18 protein-coding genes are annotated in these 22,686 nt (G+C 49.4%); 3 read left to right on the top strand and 15 right to left on the bottom strand.

Annotation, left to right across the window (positions count from 1 at the left end; translation table 11 throughout):
• Nucleotides 1–237: 237 nt before the first annotated feature.
• Genes macA through AB5Y71_RS14935 form a run of 3 tightly spaced genes read left to right on the top strand, consistent with a single transcriptional unit; the run spans nucleotide 238 to nucleotide 4,738 of the window.
• Nucleotides 238–1,401 (top strand): macrolide transporter subunit MacA, encoded by a 1,164-nt coding sequence (gene macA, locus AB5Y71_RS14945; protein WP_368171912.1) that lies wholly within the window; start codon nucleotides 238–240, stop codon nucleotides 1,399–1,401.
• Nucleotides 1,398–3,371, top strand: coding sequence for a MacB family efflux pump subunit (locus AB5Y71_RS14940; protein ID WP_368171911.1), 1,974 nt, complete (start codon nucleotides 1,398–1,400; stop codon nucleotides 3,369–3,371). The genes macA and AB5Y71_RS14940 overlap by 4 nt, the downstream gene beginning before the upstream one ends.
• Before the next feature lie 2 nt (nucleotides 3,372–3,373).
• Nucleotides 3,374–4,738 (top strand): efflux transporter outer membrane subunit, encoded by a 1,365-nt coding sequence (locus tag AB5Y71_RS14935; protein WP_368171910.1) that lies wholly within the window; start codon nucleotides 3,374–3,376, stop codon nucleotides 4,736–4,738.
• Between the two features lie 537 nt (nucleotides 4,739–5,275).
• Here AB5Y71_RS14935 and AB5Y71_RS14930 read toward each other — a convergent pair.
• The 15 genes from AB5Y71_RS14930 to AB5Y71_RS14860 all read right to left on the bottom strand — a co-directional run bounded on the left by AB5Y71_RS14930 (nucleotide 5,276) and on the right by AB5Y71_RS14860 (nucleotide 22,679).
• Nucleotides 5,276–5,686 (bottom strand): H-NS family nucleoid-associated regulatory protein, encoded by a 411-nt coding sequence (locus AB5Y71_RS14930; protein WP_005344269.1) that lies wholly within the window; start codon nucleotides 5,684–5,686, stop codon nucleotides 5,276–5,278.
• Between the two features lie 557 nt (nucleotides 5,687–6,243).
• Complete coding sequence (locus AB5Y71_RS14925; RefSeq protein ID WP_368171909.1) at nucleotides 6,244–7,899, bottom strand: Wzy polymerase domain-containing protein; 1,656 nt, start codon at nucleotides 7,897–7,899, stop codon at nucleotides 6,244–6,246.
• A 178-nt stretch (nucleotides 7,900–8,077) separates the two neighbouring features.
• Nucleotides 8,078–10,189 carry a YjbH domain-containing protein gene (locus AB5Y71_RS14920; RefSeq protein WP_368171908.1) on the bottom strand — a complete coding sequence of 704 codons (2,112 nt, stop codon included), beginning with the start codon at nucleotides 10,187–10,189 and terminating at the stop codon, nucleotides 8,078–8,080.
• Nucleotides 10,189–10,935, bottom strand: coding sequence for a capsule biosynthesis GfcC family protein (locus AB5Y71_RS14915; protein WP_368171907.1), 747 nt, complete (start codon nucleotides 10,933–10,935; stop codon nucleotides 10,189–10,191). Before AB5Y71_RS14915 ends, AB5Y71_RS14920 begins: the two co-directional genes overlap by 1 nt.
• On the bottom strand, nucleotides 10,932–11,576 hold the full coding sequence (locus AB5Y71_RS14910) for a YjbF family lipoprotein (RefSeq protein ID WP_368171906.1): 645 nt from the start codon (nucleotides 11,574–11,576) through the stop codon (nucleotides 10,932–10,934). Before AB5Y71_RS14910 ends, AB5Y71_RS14915 begins: the two co-directional genes overlap by 4 nt.
• A gap of 57 nt (nucleotides 11,577–11,633) precedes the next feature.
• A complete protein-coding gene (locus AB5Y71_RS14905) occupies nucleotides 11,634–11,897 on the bottom strand; it encodes a hypothetical protein (protein WP_042080343.1) in 264 nt (87 codons plus the stop codon).
• A gap of 280 nt (nucleotides 11,898–12,177) precedes the next feature.
• The gene (locus AB5Y71_RS14900) at nucleotides 12,178–14,352 is read right to left on the bottom strand and encodes a polysaccharide biosynthesis tyrosine autokinase (protein ID WP_368171905.1); all 2,175 of its coding nucleotides are present in this window, start codon (nucleotides 14,350–14,352) and stop codon (nucleotides 12,178–12,180) included.
• Nucleotides 14,353–14,414: 62 nt separating this feature from the next.
• Complete coding sequence (locus AB5Y71_RS14895) at nucleotides 14,415–14,843, bottom strand: protein tyrosine phosphatase (RefSeq protein ID WP_201955495.1); 429 nt, start codon at nucleotides 14,841–14,843, stop codon at nucleotides 14,415–14,417.
• Between the two features lie 235 nt (nucleotides 14,844–15,078).
• The gene (locus AB5Y71_RS14890; protein WP_323891071.1) at nucleotides 15,079–16,194 is read right to left on the bottom strand and encodes a polysaccharide export protein; all 1,116 of its coding nucleotides are present in this window, start codon (nucleotides 16,192–16,194) and stop codon (nucleotides 15,079–15,081) included.
• Nucleotides 16,195–16,515: 321 nt separating this feature from the next.
• Complete coding sequence (locus AB5Y71_RS14885) at nucleotides 16,516–17,682, bottom strand: nucleotide sugar dehydrogenase (protein WP_368171904.1); 1,167 nt, start codon at nucleotides 17,680–17,682, stop codon at nucleotides 16,516–16,518.
• A gap of 5 nt (nucleotides 17,683–17,687) precedes the next feature.
• Nucleotides 17,688–18,437 (bottom strand): glycosyltransferase family 2 protein, encoded by a 750-nt coding sequence (locus tag AB5Y71_RS14880; RefSeq protein WP_319855236.1) that lies wholly within the window; start codon nucleotides 18,435–18,437, stop codon nucleotides 17,688–17,690.
• The gene (locus AB5Y71_RS14875; RefSeq protein ID WP_319855237.1) at nucleotides 18,434–19,228 is read right to left on the bottom strand and encodes a glycosyltransferase family A protein; all 795 of its coding nucleotides are present in this window, start codon (nucleotides 19,226–19,228) and stop codon (nucleotides 18,434–18,436) included. The genes AB5Y71_RS14880 and AB5Y71_RS14875 overlap by 4 nt, the downstream gene beginning before the upstream one ends.
• Nucleotides 19,221–20,285 carry a glycosyltransferase gene (locus AB5Y71_RS14870; RefSeq protein WP_319855238.1) on the bottom strand — a complete coding sequence of 355 codons (1,065 nt, stop codon included), beginning with the start codon at nucleotides 20,283–20,285 and terminating at the stop codon, nucleotides 19,221–19,223. Before AB5Y71_RS14870 ends, AB5Y71_RS14875 begins: the two co-directional genes overlap by 8 nt.
• Nucleotides 20,282–21,502, bottom strand: a complete 1,221-nt coding sequence (locus tag AB5Y71_RS14865; protein WP_368171903.1) for an oligosaccharide flippase family protein — start codon at nucleotides 21,500–21,502, stop codon at nucleotides 20,282–20,284. The genes AB5Y71_RS14870 and AB5Y71_RS14865 overlap by 4 nt, the downstream gene beginning before the upstream one ends.
• Entirely contained in the window at nucleotides 21,495–22,679 is a 1,185-nt protein-coding gene (locus AB5Y71_RS14860) for an O-antigen ligase family protein (protein ID WP_368171902.1), read from the bottom strand. The genes AB5Y71_RS14865 and AB5Y71_RS14860 overlap by 8 nt, the downstream gene beginning before the upstream one ends.
• Nucleotides 22,680–22,686: the final 7 nt, after the last annotated feature.

Below are 22,686 nucleotides of genomic sequence, written 5' to 3'. Positions count from 1 at the left end.
ATCACCTATTCCAAAGCCCTGCCTCTGCGCAGGGCTTTTTCATCGCCACCGCCAGCGGCACTCCTATCCTCTTGCTGACCATCTTGCTCATCACTGCGGTCTCTCGCTTACTCCTTTCACGGATTATTGACAGTTAACGCCATAACTTTGCTTACATATTTGCGGCTGTTATTTATCAGGGCTTTGCTGCAGGATATTCGCCGCGCACAACCTTTCCCGTTTCCATTCAGGTGATCGATGAACATAACCCCCAAGCAGAGAACCCTGGCCATCACCATGCTGATCGCCGTGGTACTCCTCGGCTGGCTGCTCTGGCCCAGTCAACCACCCAAGGCGATGCTGACCGCTCAGGTGACCCGCGAGGATATTGCCCAAACCGTGCTGGCCAGTGGTGTGCTGCAGGCCGTAGAGCAGGTGGATGTGGGGGCCCAGGTCTCCGGTCAGGTTACCAAGCTGGCCGTCGAGGCCGGAGATCAGGTCAAGCAGGGAGACCTGCTGGCCGAGATTGATCCCCTGATTGCCCAGAACAACCTCAAGACGGCCGAGGCGGAGCTTGCCAGCAACCGCGCCCAGCTCAAGATCAAGCAGGCACAACTCAAACAGAACGAGCTCGCCTGGCGGCGCCAGCAGCAGATGTTCAAGCAGGAGGCGAGCTCACGGGCCGATCTGGAGAGTGCCGAGGCACTGCTGGCGGTCACCCGCGCCGAACTGCAAAACAGTCAGGCCAATATCGACAACGCCCTGATCAAGGTTGATCGGGCCAAGACCGAGCTGGGCTACACCAAGATCCTGGCGCCGATGGATGGCACCGTCATCAGCATTGTGACCCGTCAGGGCCAGACCCTGGCTGCCAGCCAGACGGTGCCGACCGTGCTCAAGCTGGCCAACCTCGAGACCATGACAGTCAAGGCTCAGATCTCCGAAGCTGATGTCACCAAGGTCAAAGCCGGCATGCCAGTCTACTTCACCCTCATTGGCGATCCGGATACCAGCTATCAGGGTACCCTTCGCGCCGTGGAGTTAGCGCCTACCAACATCAACGATCAGGCCACCACAGGCACCACCACCAACAATGCGGCTGTCTACTACTACGCCCTGTTCGATGTGCCCAATCCCGACCATACCCTGCGGGTCGCAATGACCACCCAGGTGACCATTGTGCTCGGCGAGCGCAAGCAGGTGCTCACTGTGCCGCAAACAGCCCTCGGCAAGTCGCTGGGTGACAACGAGTATGAAGTCACCGTGATCAAGGACGATGAGACGACCGAAACCCGTCATATCAAGACAGGTATGAAGGACGAGATCCGCATTGAGGTGATCAGCGGGCTGAGTGAGAAGGAGGAGGTGCAGCTCAATCACGGAGCCCCCGCCGACAATGATGAGATGGCGGTGATGCTATGAGTGAGCCCCTGAACCAGCTGCCGTTGATCCAGCTGAAAGGGGTCGAGCGACGCTACCAGAGCGGCGACAGCGAAGTCACCGTGCTCCACCCTCTTGACCTAACCATCACGGCAGGAGAGATGATCGCCATTGTCGGCGCGTCCGGCTCCGGTAAGTCGACCCTGATGAACCTGCTGGGTTGTCTCGATAGCCCGAGCAGCGGCCAGTATCTGTTTCGCGGTCAGGACACCGCCACCATGGATGCGTTGGCGCTGGCCCGGCTGCGCTGCCACCACTTCGGCTTTATCTTTCAGCGCTACCACCTGCTGCCCCATCTCGATGCCGCCGCCAACGTGGAGATCCCCGCCGTCTATGCCGGTACCAGCCGCCCGGATCGCCAGGCGCGCGCGCGTCAGCTGCTGAGTAGACTGGGGCTGGCCGATCGCAGTCACCATACCCCGGGCCAGCTCTCCGGCGGTCAGCAGCAGCGGGTCAGTATCGCCCGGGCGCTGGCCAATGGCGGCGAAGTGATCCTCGCCGATGAACCGACCGGCGCACTGGATAGCCAGAGCGGCAAGGAGGTGATGGCGATCCTCAAGGAGCTGCACGCTCAGGGCCACACCATCATTCTGGTCACCCACGATATGAACGTGGCCAGCCATGCCGACCGTATCATCACTCTCAAAGATGGTCGGATTGAACAAGATAGCGGCCCCAGCCAAACGGCCGTGTTGGCCCCAGCCACCGCTGTAGCCGCTCAAAAAATAGCTCCCACTAAAGGCGCCATGGGTCACGACTGGGATCGTTATCGGGAAGCGGGACGGATGGCGATCCATGCCATGCTCGCCCACCGGATGCGCACCTTCCTCACCATGCTCGGCATCATCATCGGTATCGCCGCAGTGGTGAGCGTGGTCGCTCTTGGTCAGGGGGCGCGCGCTAAAGTGATCGACCAGATCAATGCGATGGGCACCAACACCATCGAAATCTTCCCGGGTAAAGGATGGGGCGATGAGAAGATGGCCAGCATCCAGACCCTCAACAAGGGGGATCTCGATGCCCTGTTGGGGCAACCCTATCTTGCGGGCGCCAGCCCCGAGATCGGCAGCTCCGGCCAGTTGCGCTATCGCAACAAGACCAACAGCGGTAACGTGACCGGGGTTGGTAACGACTATTTCAAGGTGAAGGGGATGACGCTGGTCAGTGGTCGCTTACTGGAGTGGCAGGATATCCAGCAGCGTGCCGCTGTTGCCGTGGTGGACAAGAAGAGCATCACCAGCCTGCTTGGCAAGGAGGAGCCGGTCGGCAAGGTGGTACTGGTCGGCACCTTGCCGGTGCGGATTGTCGGTGTGGTTTCGCAGGAGACCGGCTTCGGCCCCACCAGCCAGTCGGTCAATATCTGGCTGCCCTACAGCGCGGTGATGAGTCGTCTCATCTCGCAGCACCACTTCAGCCAGATCACCATCCGGGTCAAAGACGGGGTACAACCGGCACTGGCCGAGCAGGCGGTGATCGAGCTGATCACCAAGCGCCACGGGGTGAAGGATTTCTTCACCTTCAGCAGCGACAGCATCATCAAATCGGTGGAGAAAACCACCGCCACCATGACCCTGATGGTCTCGGCCATCGCTGTGATCTCGCTGATCGTCGGCGGGGTGGGCGTGATGAACATCATGCTGGTGTCGGTGGTGGAGCGCACCCGCGAGATCGGTATTCGCATGGCCGTGGGTGCCCGCCAGTCGGATATTCTGCAGCAATTCCTGATTGAGGCTGTGATGGTGAGCCTGCTGGGGGGGATCTTCGGCGTCGGCCTCTCGCTAGGCATTGGTGCGCTCTTTTCACTGCTGGTGGACTCCATCAAGATGCAGTTCTCGCTCTTCTCCATCCTGATGGCCTTTGGCTGCTCGTCACTCATCGGGATCCTGTTTGGTTACCTGCCGGCACGCAATGCGGCGCGGCTCGACCCTGTTGTCGCACTGGCGAGGGAATAACAATGCACAAACTCTCCTGGCTGGCTCTCTGCATGGCCCTCAGCGGCTGCAGTCAGCACAGCACCTATCAAAGACCCGAACTGGCGATCGCCCCCACATGGCAACAAGCAGAGGGCGCCCAACTGGCTGCGCAGGCAGGCCAATGGTGGCAGGAATTTCATGATCCCCAACTCGACAAACTGGTCGAGGCGGTACTGACCGCCAACCCGGACATGCATGTGGCGGCCCTCAAGCTCAAAAGCGCCAGACTGGGCGCCGAGCAGGCCGATACCAACCTCACCCCCTCGGTCAATGGCACTCTCGCAGCCAGTGGCAACAAGGATCTGAAAACCGGCAAAGGCACCAACAGTCTGGGTCCCTCGCTGAGCCTCAGTTACGAAGTAGATTTGTGGGGCAAGCTTGCCTCGGTGCGAGATCAGGCAAGCTGGGAAGCGGCAGCAAGCGAGCAGGATCTCGCCAGCACCCGACTGCTGCTGATCGGCAATACTCTGGAGCAGTATTGGCAGCTCGGCTATCTCGGCTCTGCCATCGCACTCGGAGAACAGCAGCTGGCCAACCTGACCCGAACCGAGCAACTGACCCAGACCAAATACCGGGCTGGCGCCATCACCCGGCTCGATCTGGCGCAAGCACGCCAACAACTGGCAGGCAAACAGGCCGAGCTGGCCTCCCTCAAGGCGCAGCAGGAGCAAGCTCGCAATGCCCTGCGTCTGTTGCTGGGCCGCAGCAGCGGGCCGCTGGAGTATGCACCCGCTTCCCTTGCAAAGCAGACCATTCCTGAACTTGCGGTGGGTATTCCGGCTGATGTGCTGGCACGCCGCCCCGACGTCAAAGCGGCCGAATTGCGGCTGCGCAAGACGCTGGCAAAAGGGGACGAGATCCGCACCAGCTTCTACCCCAGCCTGACCCTGACCGGCAGTGCCAGCACCGCATCCGATAGATTGGCGCAGGTGCTGCAAAATCCAGTTGGTAGGCTGGGAGCCAGCCTCGCCCTCCCCTTCCTTGAATACAACCGCACCCAGCTTGCCATCGAAAGCTCAGAGCTGGATTACCGGATTGCTGAAACCGAGTTTCGCAAACAGCTCTACACCGCACTGGTGGAGGTGGAAGACAATCTGGCCGCCCGCCACTATGGCCAGCAGCGACTCGATTATCTGCAAGAGCAGCTGAGTTATGCCCAGGAGGCAGAACGACTGGCCAAGGCTCGCTTCCAGGCGGGCGCGACCGGCGTGCAAGCCTGGCTTGATGAGCAGAACCGGCTATGGGATGCCCAGCAGAGCCTGTTGGCCCAGCAAAAAGAGCAGCTCACCACCGCCGCCAAAATCTATCGCGCCCTGGGTGGCAGCGATAGCGTGACGCCCCGATAGCGCTTCACCTGGGCATTCCCCACTCTGCCGGCAGAGTGGGGAATGCCATCATCATCGACCGCACAGAATTCCCTCTCCCACATGGTAACCGAACTCCATTGCCCATTATCAGGGGCTGTTATGGCAGCGCAGCCAATTACATGCATCGGTGACCCAGAATATCCCGGCCATACCTTGCGGCTATCTCTATCCCTCACGCTCCCTGACCAGAGATAACGGTTACCGGATATTCCATCAGCAGAGAGCTCGGCTCTTACCGAGCGGCACCCCGTGAATCATGAGCGACATATCCGAAGCGCATATCTGCACGACCTATACAAATAGCGATATCACGCAGTTAATCCTGCACGACAAAATTAATCGCAAGCAACGAGTGATATTGAGTAAAGTAACAGTGAAGTAAAACGACGGTAAAAAGGATACAAGCGAGGATGTAGATAACAGTGGGGTGAAGTGGCGGATTGGATAGCAACGAGTAAAACGGCAAAAAATAATGCCGCCCAAGGGCGGCATTATTCAATCTCTGAACCTGACGAATTAGATCAGGAAATCGTTCAGGTCTTTACCCAGTGCTACTTGAGCAGCAATGGCTTTCGGCATACGGCCTTGACCGGTCCAGGTTTTTTCCTGGCCATCTTCTTCGTACTTGTATTTAGCCGGACGCGGAGCACGCTTGCTCTTGGCAGCGCCAGTCGCAGCAGCCGGAGCAGCAGCAGTCGCCAGCAGCTCGCGAGGATCAATACCAGCCTGCTGCAGCATCTCGGTGAATTCATTCAGCTTGCGCTGACGCTCTTCCTGTTCAGCACGCTCCTGTTCAACAGAATCGGCGCGCTCTTGGTAAACCAGGTCAAACTTCTCTTTAGCTTCCAGCAGTTGCTCAAACGGCAGCTCACGAATAGCCGCACGCAAACTGCGAATGTTCAGCAGAACTTTCAGAAACTCGTTCATTATTTCCTCACAAAAAAGTCGGTTACAGGGATAACTGTTTCAGAATAGCATGGACAATTCATAACTACATGCAATTTTTACTATCAGGGGATACTTGGAAAGAATATGAAAATAAACTTGCCAACAAACTCACGCTTTCACCCATTAAACCTATCTCGCCTAGACATCTCTTTTGATATCACCACCAAATCGAACATACACATCTGAAACTATTAATATGAGGTTCAGGGTAATTGCCATCAACATTTTTCAGAAAATGCAACTAGTGCGTCAAACGATTCCTGAGCAATACCTGCATAAAAAAATAGAACGATGCCTGCTCGCATCATGAGCAGATTAAGACCATGCGTCATATTACCCAATCAATCGCACCAGGGATTAAAACCATTTAAAAACAACAAGTTAAAAACAACCCAATGAACATAAAAAAGGCGTGCGACTAAAGATGCATTTCCCCTCCAACTTACCTCTTGCACGGAAACCACAGGTTCATTCCTACAGCTATAACGGGATAGAGACAAGCCGCTATGATTGCCTCATATCCCATTTTCCACGCCTTAGTTGGCTGCTCCAGTAGGTAACGTATCCACACCACTGACCATTGGTTTAGAGGTTGCCTCAATCAGCAATGGTTCTTTTGGATACCAACGGAGCGCTTCGGCTCTTAAATTACGAGCCTCGTCAGGGCGCCCCAACGCATTCAATGCAACAACCATATTCGCGTAGATATTGGCTCTGGGTGTATGGCGTACAAAATCTTGCCCCCATGCCAGGTAAGCTTCCAGTTCGGTCTTATTCTGAGTCTGTAAACCCACCATCAATCGTACCGCATTTACATCAAACTCAACCCGCGTCAACCAAGCCATTGGATTAATAATATCCAGCAACAATGATGGCTCCTTATACCCACCCCGTTCGTATTTGGTGACGACCCAGGCAGTATGAAGCGCAGTCAACATGAATGGTACGATAAACAAGGGGATGGAAACCGCCAGAAAGCGTAACAACAACTTATGGGGGTAACGGTATACGGCTATCCCTCTGGCAGCGTCTGCCCCACAGGTTTCATCGATATACCAGACCAACATCAATAAAAAAATCCAGTGAGCAATGGAGTGATAGAGGGGATATTCGACCTGGGTATGAAGTGTAATGGGTACGACTAATGCCAATAAGGCCAATCCATGCGACCAGGATTGACCCGCTACACGCCATATCACAGCGGCCCCCATCACCAAGAGCCCGATGACAGGCAAGATACCGCCTTCAACAGCCCAATAGAGCAACTCATTATGAGGATGATCAAGGTTGTACTCAATCTGTGGCATTGCCGGATTCAATAACTTATCTGCCATATAGTTATGCAGGAATACAGATTCGAAAGAACCATACCCCCATCCGGTAAAGGGATGTTGTGACAGCAGGTGCAATGCATACGACCAATAAATCGTACGATATCCCCCCGACTGATAGACAGAAAGACCCCGCTTGACCCCTTCCACACCATACAAAGATGCGAGTCCGAACAGCACGCCCAATAAGACACATGAAAGAGTCACCTTCAAAGCGTGGTTTCTCTTCAACCAGGGAAGCATAATCAGCAAAGCCAATATTCCACCCAATTGCCCAACTCTGGATTGAAGAACAATCAGCAACACCACTGAACCAACGATCACATAACCCTGAAGTGCCTTCAGCCATCGATGTTGGTTGAGGGTATTTAGCCAAGCAGCCAGAGACAAACCGGTGGCCATAAAACTGGCCATCACATTGGGTTGCTGAAAAATACCATAGGGACGGTTTGCTTTGGTGTCATAGCCAAGCCAATTGCCCGGTGTTAGCAGGTAATACTGCACCAGGCCCAAGGTCATTTCGATAGCTATCGCGACCAGCATAAGCGTCAATAGCTGTTGACGCGCCTTCGGTGCAAGACGGAACTGATAGAGCGAGAAGAGAAATAATCCGCCGCCGACAAGACCACCGAGGCGAGGAAGTGCGTAATCACGCAAGGTGGCGTCAGACCACGCCATGGGTAGCAGCATCAATACAATCGCGCCCCCCCAAACTTGCAAGAGCCTGCTGGATACCAATTCGCCTTTCAACGTGATATGCCACAACCCCAGACAGATCATCAAAGAAGCAAATATCCATCCCCATGCGTTGAAAGGAAGATAGAGACCTGCCCCACCCGGGTTATGCATAAAAAAATGCATTCCAAGTCCCAGCCAAAGTATGCTTATCCCCCAAAAGAGAAAAAATACTCGCTTTTCCCGATGGGTTGATAGCACTGATGACCCGGTGGACGGAAATGTAGGCATAAAAAAAGCGCTCTGAAAAAATGGTGTTTCATACAACCATATTCAGAGCGCTTTACTCAAGCTATAGCATTAATTAGTCAGGAAATGATGCGTTGCTACTCAAACTGTAAAGACTGTATTTTCTGGCCAGCATCTGGCCCCCATCTCTGGTCAATGGCATCCAGCCAATCGAGCCTTTGCTGGTTGTCGGGCGCAGCAGCATCAAGTCGAAGGGAATCGTCACATAGATACCTTTAGTAAAACTCCCCTCTCCATACTCATCAGCAGACACATCGGTCAGCGTTGCAAACACCCCTGCCACAACGCCGGATGAGAAGCGTTTGGACAGATCCAGTGTCGCCCCGACATCCCCTGCCAGATAACGGCCAATAGAGAGCTGGGCAGTCACATCATCAACATAGGGCAGTTGCCAATAACCGGTCACATGGCCTGTTGCCACATCGTAATCGGCCATCCGCAAGGTATTGTTCCAATCCCGTTGCTTGACCCAGCTCACATCAGCCGCAATCGCCCATGAACGACCAAAAGGACGATACAGCAGTTCGGCACCACCACCGGCGTACATCATCTCCAGATAACCGGCATAAGCCTGACCATACCACTCAGGTGAGAACTGCTCGAAATGGGTCGCTTGCAGGTTGTTAAGCAATACATCGGAGGAGCTGACATATTCCCGGATCCAGGTTCTCACCCTGGGCAAAGCATCCCCGTCCAGCGGTGGATTCTTGTAATTGAACTTGTCGTAGTTATCGGCCAGGTTCACAAATACCGTGCCCCCCAGCCAGTTCTTCTCGGTCACCCGCCAATCACCATTGAAGTTGAGACCAAGCTGATACATGTAGAAAGACTCCGGCCCCCCAACAGACTGGTTCAGCACCGGATCCACGCTGTAACTCAGCGCCGAGCTGCGACTTTCATGACGAACTGGTGCCGACGGTGCATTGGCTGCGATGACATCCGACTTATAAGTAGTCTCTTGTCCCAATGGGAGGTCACTGTTTGCCAACCGTACAGAGTCCATGTCCACTACAGTCTCACGGATATCGAGCCCTTTCTTCTGCTCAACGATATGCAGAGAGTGAACGGAAGCGGGCAACGCATTCGCGGCCAACAATGACATTCGAGCTTCGGCTTCATCTGGCTTGCGATACTTCAGCTGCTCACCGCTGACAAAAACACGATCTTCCGTGCCATACCAGACCAAATCACGATATCCGGCATTGCTTTTCGTCTGCGCACTGAGTGCAGCCCAATCGACCTCATCCAGTTGGGCCGGACTCTTTTCCGGTTGATACTCGGGCCGAGGCTCATCCAGATGGGCCTGCTGCAACTCATTAAAGTTGGTGCGCATAGTAATACCCCACATCAGGGTATTGCCACGCTGATAACTGAGATGAGTATCCATATTATCGAAAATACGATACACGGCACCTATGTTGACAGGTGAGCTATGCGGCAAGGCTCCATAGCCGCCTTTGCTGTTACGGGCCGCATACTCGCGGCTGTAATCATTACCGTCATATTCCAGCTTCAGACGCAAAGGGCGCCATGGCGTCTGATACTCGATACCGCCAAACAAGGCAGCCGGGCCGTGGAACAGACTATCGACCTCAAATTTGCCGCCATTGCCCGCATAACCATCATTACGCTGGCACCAACTCTCTTTGTATTCACAGAAGGGGTTCTTGATATTGCCGCTCTCGGCCATATTCCCCCAGCCCATTCCAAGGGTGAAATCAAACGGGCCATAACGTTTACTGGCAACAACGTACTCGCTATCGAACAGGCCAGTCCCCATCAAGTCTCTGAAGCCCAATGATACTTGGGGTAAGTAATCAGACTCTTGCCAAAGTCGGAATTTAAAATCCATCGACTTGTCTTTATAAGTCTGATCCCCGCTGAACTGCTCGTAAGGGCTATACAGACGAGTTCTGACATCGGTATAACGCAGCGTGGCCTCAAACCAGTCAAAGGGCTGCATGGAGATCGACCAGCGTCGATACTCTTCGTTATCCATGTAGTTGAAACTGAACTCGCCTTCTGCGGCCATTCTGGCACTGGGCATCTGCAGCAGACCTGCCCCACCGAAATCACTTTGCGATGGGCCATAGGGATCATTCGCCCCGGGTGCAGCAACACAAACGGTCGAGACGGCCAGGGCTATATATGAAAGTTTTGGAATCATTAATGAGGCACCCTGTTTGCAATTATCTCGGCGATCCGCTGATTTATTCCGGCAAATGAAGAGGGCAACAGGTCAGGATCAAACCCAACCAGCAGTGCAGCCCCCGCCATGGGTTCACGATGAAGCTTGTTCCAGACGGCAACGGGGACCATCTCGATATCACCGGTTGGCTGGATCAACAGCAGATGAGCCGAGTCGGCCCCCTCCAGCAGCGCATCACGCTTCCAATATTCATCAACACCTGCACCGGGAACCAGAGGCAACGTGGGGAGTGCCTCCATCAGGCCAAACATGGCAACCTGAGGCTGGCGGGCAGCAACAAACAACCGGTAGTTGCCTTCCAGGCGAGGGTTATCCTGCGGGGAGCGCTGGGCATTGTCAGGATCAACTATCACAGGCAAGCGGCCGGTAACGGTGATGCCTTCGAGTTGATGTGCAAGACGAGTAGCAGAAGAGGCACGTTGAGCCTCACCTTCGCTACGCCATATGCTCACCAGACTCTCCAACTCACGGATCACCGCCGCTTGCTTGAACTCAAACTCATGTTGACGGGCCGGCGTCGTAATCTGGGCAGAGCGCCAATAGATGGGTGATGGCAGCAGCTTGTTTCTCAGCAAGGCGTCAAGGCGTGCCCCTTCACTCAAGGTGATGGGATCTTGAAGATGCCCCTGATAGTAAATGCTGACACTGGTATCCGCGAAGCAAGCACCGGACAGCAATAAAAGAGATAGGGTCAGTTTTTTCATGACGAGAATGGCTTCAAAATGGTGAGTTCAATGACCGGCAGATCAGGGCCGAGATGTTGCTGGGTTTTTACTACCTGTCCATTAACCGGATCTCGCCAGAAAACGTTGGTCCAGGATTTCCCCCCCGGGAACATTGAAACCGTCTCTTCAAAACGCGTAGCTGAAACTCGGCGCGTCACCAGATCCAGCTCATCCTGTCCGGCACGGACCATCTTCCCTTCAAGACGGTAGCCGCTGAGATAGCGCTGTTCCCACTCTGACAAGGCACTCCAGTTGGCAGATGAGGTAGCAGCCATCGACAGTGGGTCGGCAGAACCACTCTCGCTCATGACCAGGTCATTTTCCATACCGACAGTTTTAATGACCCGACCATAGCGGGTAATAATCATGACCCGATCAGCTGTCAGCCAGGAGAGTTCATCTCCATTGACATAAGCCAATACCACGAAGATCCGCGGGTTATCACCGATTTTCAGATAAGCGCTTGCATAAGGCAGTTTATTGACATGCTCGGCACTGACGGTCACATCATCAGCCCCCAATACGGCATATTTGATAGTTTCGCTCGTCACAGAAGCAGTATTTGAACAACCGGTGAGAGATAACAAACCAAGAAAAACAAGATTGCGCGATAAAGACATAGAGTGACCACAGTGACAAATAAAAAAATAAGGCTGCCAAAGCAGCCCTATATCATATTAACGAGTACTGGTTGTGGTTCCGGTACCACGGCCGGCATCATCGTTGGAGTTGGCATTTGCAATGGCAACACCAGCAACAACCGCAGCACCTACACCAACGGCAACAATGGTGCCAGTCCCGATGGCAGCAGCACTGGCAGCACCAGCACCTGCGGCACCGGCAGAACCGGTGGATGCGGTAGCAGCAGCAGCTTCTTCAGCAGCCATCACACCATGAGAGAATGCCATGGCAGCAGCCAGAATCAGGGCGGTTTTTTTCATTTCATCTTTCCTTGTTTATTGTCTACTTGTGGCTCGGAGAAAATATGGCATGACAACAATGCTATTACCATATATCCCTTTACCAGCGCATTGCCATGTTCACAAAAAGTTAAGTAACTCATTGTAAACATAGATAATTGCAAATATAGCATACCATCGGGACGCTATTATTGCACTGAAATACAGGTTGCATTCGAAAACTATTTTATGGTGGTCATAAAAAAGGTGCGCCATGAAGACGCACCCTGCATTCACCTATTGCGGTTATCCAAACAGAATGTCAGGCTTTTTCCTTGCTGCCATAACTGTATTGATAATATCCGTAGTTACCGTAATAACTGCTCGCCTTCTTCTCGACCGCGTTGAGCAAGATCCCCTTGATAGCGACCCCGTTTTGCTCGAAGCGGCGAATGGCCACCTCCACCTCTTTGACCGCAGTCTTGGCGAAGCGGGCAACCAGCAAGGATGCCCCCACATGCTGACCAACGATGGCCGCATCGGTGACCGCCAGGATGGGAGGGGAGTCAACGATGACAAAATCGTAGTGCTCGCTCGCCCAATCCAGCAACGCTTTGAAACGAGGGTGCATCAACAGCTCGGAAGGGTTGGGTGGCACTGCCCCACGACAGACAAAATCAAGGCCATCAAACCCGGTCTGACTCACAACGTGTGCCAGCTCTGTTTGACCCGCCAGATAGGCACTCAGACCTGCGCCCATCTCCTGCCCCATAACCTTCTGCATGTAGCCTTTGCGCAAGTCGGCATCGATAACCAGCACCTTCTTGCCGCCCAGAGCCAACGTGGCAGCGAAGTTGGTCGACACGAAGGTTTTGCCAAGACCCGGGCCGGGGCCCGAGATCATCACTATGTTGTTTTTGGCTTCCATCATGGCGAAATGGAGGCTGGTTCGCAGACTACGCAGTGACTCCATCGCCAGATCGGCCGGATTTCGCGCAGCCAGCAAGGCCTCGTTGAGAGGCATGACCTGCCGCCGCTTTTTCTGCTGCTGCTCGATGGTGGCCTGCTCAGCGGAATAGGGGATGGTGGCATAGACAGACAGCCCCATCTCTTCCAACTGTTCCGGGCTTTCCACACCACGGTGGAAGGCAGCGCGCACCAGGATCAACCCCACCGACAACATGCCACCCAGCAGTGTCGCCAGTACCACGATCAGCGGTTTCTTCGGCTTGACGGCACGGGTTTCAACAGCGGCATCATCGATGATCCGCACATTGCCGATGGTGCCCGCCTTCATGATATTGAGCTCCTGCTGCTTGTTGAGCAGCTGGACGAAGATCTCCTGACCGACCTGTACATCACGGGTCAGACGCAAAATCTCCTGCTGGGTTTTTGGCAGACGCTTGATCGACTTGTTGATCGCATTTTTGGTATTCATCAAGGTCTGGCGCTTTTCCATCAGGGCGATGTAAGCCGGGTGCTGGCGGGTATAGAGTTGCTGCAACTCCGCTTCCCGGAAGGTCAACTCGTTGAGCTGCTTCTCGAGGCCCACCATGGTATCCAGTGCGGCTTTCGCTTCCAGCGACAGATCGACCGACTCATTCTGCTGGCGATAAGCATTTAACTGCTCTTCAGAACGATTCAGCTCCTCTTTAACCTGAGGCAGATGCGTCTGCAAGAAATCCAGGCTCTTCTGGGCCTCTTCGGTCTTGCGTACCACATTCTGCTGCAGATAGTTCTGGCTGATGTTGTCGAGCACCGCACGAATGCGGCCCTTGTCATCCCCTTCCAGCGCCAGTGAGATGATCCCGGTATTTTTGCCCTTTTCACTGACCTGAAGATCACGCTGCAACTCGGCAATCACATCCAGTACCGGTTGTTTGACCAGCGTGAAGACCTGCCCCTCATCGGCAGCCACATCAGACAACAGCAGGGTGACATCCTCTTTCTCAAGCAGCTTGCCTACCTGACCTTCCAGCACCCGCCCCTCAACCTCAAGGGTAAAGTGCTTGTCTTCACCCAGGGTCAATGTGATCGGTACATCCAACAGTTCAGGAGCAACTTCAAAACGGCTTACCGCCATCTTGGGATAGGGATGCCCCATCAGCCGTGACAGACCACGGCCAATCAGCGGGAAGAAATTAGGAGTCACTACGGTATCGAGGTGAAGCTCTTGTACCGTACGGCCAAGCACCATACGAGAAGTCAGCAGCTCAATCTCGGCAGCGGCATCAGGCTGTTCACCGCCCAATACATCAGCCATATCCCCGAGCAGCGCAGCACCACTGGCTTTTTTCTCCACCTGCAGCAAGGCGTTTGCCTTGAAGACCGGGGTCGCCAACAGAGCGTATGCAACGCCAAGAACCATAAACAGAGCGGTGATCGTCACAATCCACCAACGGCCATCGATCAGGTAACCCAGCAGGCGCCCCAGATCGATCTCGTCATTCTCCACCGCGGCACTGCTCTGCCGGGACGAAACAGAAGAAGTCGTCATTAAACACAATCCATTTTTATAGTCAGATACAACCCAAACACCACCAGACGCTGCGGATGTCGTTACAGTTTTTTCACCCACCCATCGGCGCTACGCACCAACAGTTGGTAAACATGTTCGTAAGCTTCCCGGCTCAGACGATAGGGATCGGGCACTTCACTCTCCCCCTGCCAGTGGCCAAACAGCATGGTTTTGCCACGAGCCCCCGGGTCAATGGCCGTGACGGCAGAGATATGTCCTTTCTCCATCACCAGGATCAGATCGGCATCCTGACAGAGCTCGCGGGTCAGTTGGCGCGCCGAGTGTCCCTCAAGGGAGAGACCATGCTGCTGTGCCACCTCGCTCGCAACCTTGTCGGCCGGCTTGTCAACCAGGGCACTGACCCCGGCAGAACTGACCTGACGGCCGGGCAAACGCTCGCGAAGCAGTCGTTCACCGGTTGGGGAGCGGCAAATATTGCCAACACACACCACAAGAATTTTTTCAAACATATCGCTGTCGCTCTTTAAAAATAAAATCTGCAGCCACCGCCCCTCACTACGTGCATCTTCCTGAAGCAAGGCGAATAGAGGGCATACTCCCCTGCCCTATCCTCCCCGTTTGTCTCCGTATCAAGGCAACAAACAATCGAAGATAAAGGAGGCATCACCCCCCCTCAATGCCGTCTCCCTGAGGGTGTGCGGCTACACGTCAATAAAGCGGGAGAGGTTAAGCAACATCACGGTCTTACCAGTTGCGAACCCGCAGCATGCCTTCGGTCAGCTCATTAAAGCCGTTGATGGAGGGCACCAGCTGACTCAACACGCGATTCCAGCGCGTCACCGGCGCCGTGGTGACATAGACCACGTCATAAGGTTGCAACGCAAACTCGGTCCCCATCACCAGCGCGGTGGCATCACTCAGGTCGAGCTGATAAATGGCGGCTTTCTCTTGGGCTTTCGCGGCGGGGCGCAATACGAAGATGCCGGTCGCATTGGCGGCATTCTGGTTAAGGCCCTCGGCACTGCTCAGCGCTTCGGTCAGGCTCATCCCCTCACGACCAATGGTCAGGGTCGATGCCTTGTTGACCTCACCCATCACAAAAACTTTCTGGGCATCGTTGCGCGGCACGTAGAGCATGTCGCCGTCACGCATCAGCTGATTGTGAGAGAGATCCCCATACTGCAGCAGATCCTGCATGGAGAGCGGGAACTCCTTGCCCTGGCGGGTCAACACCACATGGTGCCAATCTGCAGTCGGGGTCAACCCGCCAGCCAGATTGAAGGCATCAAGCAGGGTCATCGGCACATTGGTGATAGGCTGGGCGCCCGGCTTGGTCACCTCACCGGAGATATAAACCTTCTGGGAGCGGAACGCCGCAATGCTCACATCCACCTGCGGGCTCTCGATAAACTGGGCCAGGCGCTTGGCGATATCGGTACGGATCTCCGCCACAGTTTTACCCACCACGGCCACCTTGCCGATATAGGGGTAGAAGATGGTGCCATCGGCGTGGACCCAGTTGCCCGCTTCGCTGGCACTGCGGTAAGAACCGGCCGGGATGGTCAACTCGGGGTGATCCCACACGGTGACATTGAGGATGTCGCCCACACCAATCCGGTACTCGTAACGGCTGATCTCGCTATTGAGCTCGGGGTTGGCCTTGCCCACCACCGGCGCCTTGCGCAGTTGGCTGATCAACGCCGGTGTAACCGGATAGACATCTGCCAGCTGATCAACATCAACGGAACCTGTAGCCACCTCGGTTTTGCCACTGGTGGAAAGATTGGTACCGGGCACCACAGTGCACGCACTGAGCAGGGCCACGGCCGACAACAGAGGAATGAGCTGAATCCTTTTCACTACCACACCTTATTAAGCTTGCCATCAAGAACTGAACGGAAAAATCGCCGTATGATAGCGGAAAACACGGAGAATTCTGAGATAAATTTACGGATAAAATCACAGCAACAATGGAACCGCTCAATATAAGCAGAACACTGACAATTCAATGGATATATACCCATTTTCAAGCACACCATCTTTGGTGCTGATATTAAAATCAGCCTTGATTTGCCAACAGGTTGAACCAGATATGTGCTTGAATCGCACCGACGTGATATTTAACGGCTTATTTACAATATAATGCGATTCCCCCTGCTTGAGGGAACCGCTATCGACTTATTAGTCACTACCAAACAGATCGCGGGTATATACCTTGTCTGTCACATCGCTCAACTCTTCAACCATACGGTTGGCCAATATCACATCACAACTCTCTTTGAATTGCGCCAGATCAGTCATGACTTTGGAGCGGAAAAACTCGGGTTCGCGCAAGGTGGGCTCATAAATGACCACTTCAATCCCTTTCGCCTTGATCCGCTTCATGACTCCTTGAATGGCAGAAGCACGGAAGTTATCGGACCCTGCCTTCATCACCAGTCGATAGACACCCACTCGTTTTGGATTCTTGCGGATCACCGAGTCGGCAACAAAATCCTTACGCGTGGTATTGGAATCAACAATCGCCCGGATCAGGTTATTCGGTACCTTGTTGTAGTTGGCCAGCAGCTGCTTGGTATCTTTCGGCAAGCAGTAACCACCATAGCCAAATGACGGGTTATTGTAGTGGCTACCAATACGGGGATCGAGACCGATACCATCTATAACTTGGCGACTATCGAGACCATGCAGCTGGGCATAGGTATCGAGCTCATTAAAAAAGGCAACCCGCATGGCCAGATAGGTATTGGCAAACAGCTTGATCGCCTCGGCTTCTGTGCTGTCGGTAAACAACACAGGCACATCTTTCTTGATCGCCCCTTCCAATAGCAAATTGGCGAACACGTGAGCCCGCTCGGACCGTTCGCCTACCACAATGCGAGACGGGTGCAAGTTGTCGTAAAGGGCGCGCCCTTCACGCAAAAACTCCGGCGAGAAAATAAGATTGTCACATCCCAACTCTTCACGCAGCCGAGCAGTAAAGCCGACCGGAATGGTGGATTTGATCACCATCACCGCATCGGGATTAATCGCCATCACATCCTTCACCACAGACTCCACCGTGCTGGTATTGAAGTAGTTGGTCTCGGGATCATAATCAGTTGGCGTTGCGATGATAACGAAGTCTGCCCCTTGATAAGCCTCTTCTTTATTAAGGGTGGCTCGCAGATGCAGATCACGGCTGGCCAGATAGCTTTCAATCTCTTTATCGACGATGGGGGAGCGGCGCTGATTGATCAGCTCAACCTTGCTGGCAATCACATCAACCGCGACCACTTCATGGTGTTGCGCAAGTAAAACAGCATTTGATAAACCGACATATCCCGTGCCAGCGATAGCAATTTTCATATTATTTATACTCTATGTTTTAACAAACCATTTAATGCATACCAGCAGAAATACCAACTGGATTTAAATAAATTCAACTGAACAACCGTTCTGTAAAATTCCCACTGATACTTTGCTGTATTTATCTTATTCTGAGTCATACCAGTATCCGTGCGATATTTAGCTAATACATCCGGTAGACTATATGCAGCATCACACTCTTTCAACAAGGTAAGCCAGAGCCCCATATCTTGCCGCTTTCTAATAAGTGGCATTTTCTTTTTTCCCAAAACCTCAGCATTATACACAGCAGTAAGGCAGCCGATGACGTTACCATACAGAAGTTGCTGATATGTAACTGAGCTTGGTGCCACAACGACGCCACCGTCACCATCTTTCGAAAACTTTTGATAGGATGAAAATGAGAACAAATATCCATTTTTTTCCATAAAAGAGATCTGATTGGAGAGTTTATTCTCAAGCCAGAGATCATCAGCATCCAAAAATGCTATATATTTCCCCTTGGCGGCATCGATTGAGCGATTCCTTGAAAAACCAGCACCTGAATTTACTTGATTACAAAGAAATTTAATTCTAGAATCATTTTTTACATAATTTATGAGAATATCTTTTGTATCATCGGTAGAACAATCATCTGTAACAATTAATTCCCAGTTGGTATAGCGTTGTAGTATAACGCTATTAATAGCCTCACTAATTGTTGAGGCAGAATTATACGTAGGCATTATAATTGATACTAGTGGCTCAATATTCATAATGATTTACCAAAGACACAACGCAATGAATTTAAAATAAAAAACCAAGCATAACCAGATTTATAAGCAAGAGGTAATTTCTTCACGACAAATAATAGAAAAATTAAATTACCTACTTTTCCATATACACGTTTAAACATAGCTGATTTTGCTATGACTTTCTGTCTCGTAGAATAAAAATCCGCACCTGAGGTTATTGGTGGATGCTCACATACTTCTCTTGGATATCTTGTAATTACGAGTCCTGCTTTAAGACAGTCAGATAAAAAAACCATTTCCTCCCCTGATGGATAGCCAGTGCCTAAACCAAATGACTCATCAAAATACAAATTATTTTTTATGCACGAAGCCCTATTGAAACATATATCAATGGAGGATGGTTTAGCAATATTTACTCTATTTAATTTTTTTACTTTATTAGTGTTTTGGGTTGAACGACCATCAGTATATTTATGATAGTAAGTCCCAACATCAGTACCATCCATCTTCATCATGCTAATGATGTACAACATATTAGAAAAAGAAAAGCCAACATCATCATCCATAATGAAAACATATTCTCCACTACAGTTTGATATGGCTACGTTTCTACTTGCTGACAGTCCCTTTTTATCTAGTTGAATATATTTAACATCAGAGCGAGTTGAAAATATACTAATATCTTCAGGTGAGATATCATTGTAATTCTGATGTACTATTATATATTCGACGTTGGGAAACTCATTTAAGTTAAGCTTAAGTAACCTGTCAGAAATGGTAGATATTGCTATTGATATATTTACATTATTCATTGTTATGTAATTTTTTAAATATATTCAGGTAAGTGGAAATAATTACATTGTTGTCGAATTTTTCCGAAATCAACTTGCAACCATGCTCGATATCATTAATGTTTACTGAGCACTCAACCTCCAACATCTTCATCGCATACATATGTTTATCATCATTATCAATCAAATAACCATTTACATTATCAGTAATTACCTCTGACATACCAGAAGGCACATTAAATGCTATTGTCGGCTTTCCATGTTTTGTTGCCTCAATAACTGAGGTAGGTAGGCATTCAAGTTTCGATGCAATAAGTAATGCTTTGCAACTAGAATAAAAATCATATGGTTTGTTTATCGCACCATGGAAAACAATTTCAGGAGTCCCATGAGAAAGCATAACTAGTCGTTCATACTCAGGGCCATCACCCAACACAATTAATTTTAGCCCCCCCCCCATGAAACGATATTTTTTATATGCATCAATGATTAGGTCTACACGCTTATTTTTATCAAGTCGAGAGCAAACTAAGAAATAATCACCTTTAGGCCTCCGATGCTTGTTGACGGGAACATCAACGACATTGAATATAACAATAGGCTTGAGTAAATATTTTGACCACCTATTATAGTCATACTTATTAAGTACGATAAATAACCATGAAAACCTATATGAAACAATTTTAATTATTCTTTTTAAAAACCCATCATAATGATAAGAAGAATGCTCTTGAATAACTGCTTTGTGCCCCATTATAATGGAAAAAAGAACATTTATAACATTCAACAGAAAATATGATGTTATTATACAATCATATTTTTTGACTACGGATAAATAATATATTGAGTATGCAATTTTAATGTATTTGTTTTTAATATTAACTGGTATAACTTTGTACCATTTGTCATCTATGTCATTGCTAGTATTTGATGAGTCAACAATGCTATATGCATTTATCGCAATATCATCACTATCACAAAGTAGATTTTTTAATCCGTAGACTAAATTCTTTGTTGTTATCTCAACGCCACCTAGCTTTCCGAAATCACTCCCTAAGAAACAGATCTTCTTACTCACTCTGTATCTCTCCATATTTTTTTACATAAAAGAAATGATACGACAATGCAAAGAATCATCGCAGAAAACTCAATTAAGAAAACACTGTATATTGCTGTATTTAAACCATATTTCGGCATGTATAAAAACAGTATGGCCAAATGTAAAACACCGGATATTAATGGAATATTTCTGTATATTGAATCATAGCCAAATGGCAAAATAAAATATGTGTTACATGCAAATGAGCATGAGATAAAAAATACCGTCCATGAAAGAATCGCAAAAGGTCCAATCATACTTCTATATTGTTCCCCGAGGACTATTTCAATTATCTCTTCTGCATAATAATAAAGAGACAATGAAATAAAAAATCCAATCATTGCTTGAACGGAAAACACCTTCAAAAAAAGCGAAATTGCATCCCTTTCACTACTACGCATTACATTACATATTCTTGGATAAATCGCTTGCCCGGCAATAACAATTATACCTACTGCAGCAACTTTAATTTTGTCAATGGAAAGATATAAACCAGCAGCTTCAGTCCCACTAAGATAAGTAATAATTATTGGCGTACACAATGTGTACAGCATGACACATGAAAGGCCAATAAATGTATTAAATCCTTGAGTGTAAAATCTCATTATATCAACAACACTCACACGAACAACTCTAATTTTATCTTTATAGAAAACAATGAAAAGACAAATCAATCCAGACACAATTGACACAGCTAAATATGAAAAAGATAAAGATATAACATCTCCAGGCTCAGTGATAAAAATAAAAATAAAAATAGCCTGAATTAATCTTGGAATAATAGATATCAAACTAATAATTTTTAAGTTTTCCCTGCTTTGGAAATACCAATTCAGTGTCATAGCATTAAATATGCTAGCACAAACAAAAACAATACTTATATATATTAAGTCAGGCCCAGCAAAATATAATGACAAGGCTGAAAAAGCTATAATATTGATTACCTTTACACTTAATGATACGCTAAATATTTTTGACCGCTCAATATCTGATGTACTTGTAACCAGAGACTTTGTTGATGTCAGTGGTAAGCTATAATCCGACATTTGATTTAAATACTGGAAAAGTGCCAACCCATAACCAATGGCACCATAACCATCAGGGCTTAATACCCTAACTAGATAAGGGTATGTAAAAAAAGGGATTAATAAATTCCCTCCTTTCATTAACAATGCATAAAATATGTTTTTAAGCATTTTTAGATACCCCCCCTCTTTCAATGAATACTAACGAAATAACAAAATATATAAATTCGTTAAAAGAAAGGGACAGAGTTTGATATTGCACTAATATAAAGACAATACACCCTAACATATATGGTTGCGAACTGAATTTCTGCAATGAATAACCAATAGCAACAATAAATAATGCTATATAAATAAACAATAAAAATATCCCTCCCTCCAATAGGATCTCAATAATAGTATTGTGGCTATATCCTTCTTGCCCTAACAATTTAATAAAAATGTATTTGGTAGTAAATATCCCATGCCCTAATATAGGGCTATCATTTATACGCTCAAATGCATACTCCCATAAATAAAACCGCCCACTACCTGAAGACGCATTATCAATCCTCTTACTAACCACATCGACAACAACTGGATTATCTTTTAAAAACGACCATGCAGCAATTAAAAATAGACTAGCAACGATCGAAAATAACAGCATCTTTTGTGGTTTAGTCAAAAACCAAATAGCAAGAATACTAAAAACGGCTATAACTAACGCTAACATTCCTCCGCGGGATAGCGTCAGTACAGTAAGAACTAAAGATAAAGAAACAATAATAGCTTTATATCTAACAGTGTTCTTATTAAAAAGTGCATAGATGAAGACTATACCTGCATACAAAGACAATATATTAGGATCATCAGTTAAACCTTTTGCTCTTATCATCCCACGATCTATCATGATGCCAAATATCTTCTCATTTTCTAAAAAAGAACCATTATATGATATCAACCCGATAAAATAATAACAAAAATGAAGAGTTAATACGCAAAGACATGACAAGCCAATAACTTTATGAAAGTTATCTTCTGTTAGCTCACGACACAATAAGAAGAATGAGAGAACATATATAGTTAGCTGAATAATACCCAGTACACCTATAAGCGAACTATAATAATCAATAGACCAAAAGGCTGTCAGTGCATAAAAGCAAAACGGGAGCACAATGTAAAACACCCGTTTACTAACATGACACCGACCACATAAAACAAAATAGATACAAACAAACAATGCAACAATAAGTGATAGTTTCAACGTACCAATTGCTGCGAGTTTCACGCCAACGCTTGGCATCGTTAGCGTTGAAAACATAAAAAAAAGCAATGCTTGTTCTATATAACTTGATTCTTTAACTCGCATTAACTGC

The sequence above is a fragment of the Aeromonas sp. R9-2 genome (assembly GCF_040908025.1).
GTDB classification, from domain to species: domain Bacteria; phylum Pseudomonadota; class Gammaproteobacteria; order Enterobacterales; family Aeromonadaceae; genus Aeromonas; species Aeromonas veronii.
This window is presented reverse-complemented; position numbering and strand designations above follow the sequence as displayed.

Coding starts and splice junctions, on each gene's coding strand:
- macA (WP_368171912.1), top strand. CDS start 238: ATGAACATAACCCCCAAGCAGAGAACCCTGGCCATCACCATGCTGATC.
- AB5Y71_RS14940 (WP_368171911.1), top strand. CDS start 1,398: ATGAGTGAGCCCCTGAACCAGCTGCCGTTGATCCAGCTGAAAGGGGTC.
- AB5Y71_RS14935 (WP_368171910.1), top strand. CDS start 3,374: ATGCACAAACTCTCCTGGCTGGCTCTCTGCATGGCCCTCAGCGGCTGC.
- AB5Y71_RS14930 (WP_005344269.1), bottom strand. CDS start 5,686: ATGAACGAGTTTCTGAAAGTTCTGCTGAACATTCGCAGTTTGCGTGCG.
- AB5Y71_RS14925 (WP_368171909.1), bottom strand. CDS start 7,899: ATGCATTTTTTTATGCATAACCCGGGTGGGGCAGGTCTCTATCTTCCT.
- AB5Y71_RS14920 (WP_368171908.1), bottom strand. CDS start 10,189: ATGATTCCAAAACTTTCATATATAGCCCTGGCCGTCTCGACCGTTTGT.
- AB5Y71_RS14915 (WP_368171907.1), bottom strand. CDS start 10,935: ATGAAAAAACTGACCCTATCTCTTTTATTGCTGTCCGGTGCTTGCTTC.
- AB5Y71_RS14910 (WP_368171906.1), bottom strand. CDS start 11,576: ATGTCTTTATCGCGCAATCTTGTTTTTCTTGGTTTGTTATCTCTCACC.
- AB5Y71_RS14905 (WP_042080343.1), bottom strand. CDS start 11,897: ATGAAAAAAACCGCCCTGATTCTGGCTGCTGCCATGGCATTCTCTCAT.
- AB5Y71_RS14900 (WP_368171905.1), bottom strand. CDS start 14,352: ATGACGACTTCTTCTGTTTCGTCCCGGCAGAGCAGTGCCGCGGTGGAG.
- AB5Y71_RS14895 (WP_201955495.1), bottom strand. CDS start 14,843: ATGTTTGAAAAAATTCTTGTGGTGTGTGTTGGCAATATTTGCCGCTCC.
- AB5Y71_RS14885 (WP_368171904.1), bottom strand. CDS start 17,682: ATGAAAATTGCTATCGCTGGCACGGGATATGTCGGTTTATCAAATGCT.
- AB5Y71_RS14880 (WP_319855236.1), bottom strand. CDS start 18,437: ATGAATATTGAGCCACTAGTATCAATTATAATGCCTACGTATAATTCT.
- AB5Y71_RS14875 (WP_319855237.1), bottom strand. CDS start 19,228: ATGAATAATGTAAATATATCAATAGCAATATCTACCATTTCTGACAGG.
- AB5Y71_RS14865 (WP_368171903.1), bottom strand. CDS start 21,502: ATGCTTAAAAACATATTTTATGCATTGTTAATGAAAGGAGGGAATTTA.
- AB5Y71_RS14860 (WP_368171902.1), bottom strand. CDS start 22,679: ATGCGAGTTAAAGAATCAAGTTATATAGAACAAGCATTGCTTTTTTTT.